Annotated in this window: 1 protein-coding gene; it reads left to right on the forward strand. The window is 68.0% G+C overall.

Features of this window, described 5'->3' with window-relative positions; genetic code table 11:
• Positions 1-468, forward strand: a 468-nt coding sequence (locus OR16_RS38770) for a methyl-accepting chemotaxis protein (protein ID WP_006164901.1), incomplete at its 5' end; no start/stop codon positions are given.
• Positions 469-512: the final 44 nt, after the last annotated feature.

Here is a 512-nt window from a genome sequence, read left to right on the forward strand (position 1 = left end):
ACCAACATCCTGGCGCTGAACGCCGCCGTGGAAGCCGCCCGCGCTGGCGAACAGGGGCGCGGATTCGCCGTGGTGGCTGGCGAGGTCCGCACGCTTGCCCAGCGCAGCGCCCAGGCCGCCAAGGAGATCAAGGCGCTGATCAGCAAATCGGTGGCCAAGGTGGACTCGGGCGCGGAACTGGTGCGGGACGCCGGGGCGACGATGAACAGCATCGTGGCCTGCGTGAAGCAGGTCGAGCAGGTGCTGCGCGAAATCTCGAATGCCGGCAGCGAGCAAAGCGTGGGCATCACGCAGGTCAACCAGGCCGTGAGCCAGCTCGACGGCGCGACCCAGCAGAATGCGGCGCTGGTGGAGCAAGCCTCGGCGGCCGCCGGTTTCCTGCACGAGCAAGCCAACAAGCTTGCGGATGCGGTAGGCCAGTTCCGCCTGGCCAGGGCGCATGGCGGCGTGATGGGGCCCGTCGCTTGAGTCGTTGAGAAAGCGGCCAGGCAAGATGGCGAACCAGATCGGCA

This window comes from Cupriavidus basilensis OR16 (genome assembly GCF_000243095.1).
Lineage (GTDB): Bacteria > Pseudomonadota > Gammaproteobacteria > Burkholderiales > Burkholderiaceae > Cupriavidus > Cupriavidus basilensis_D.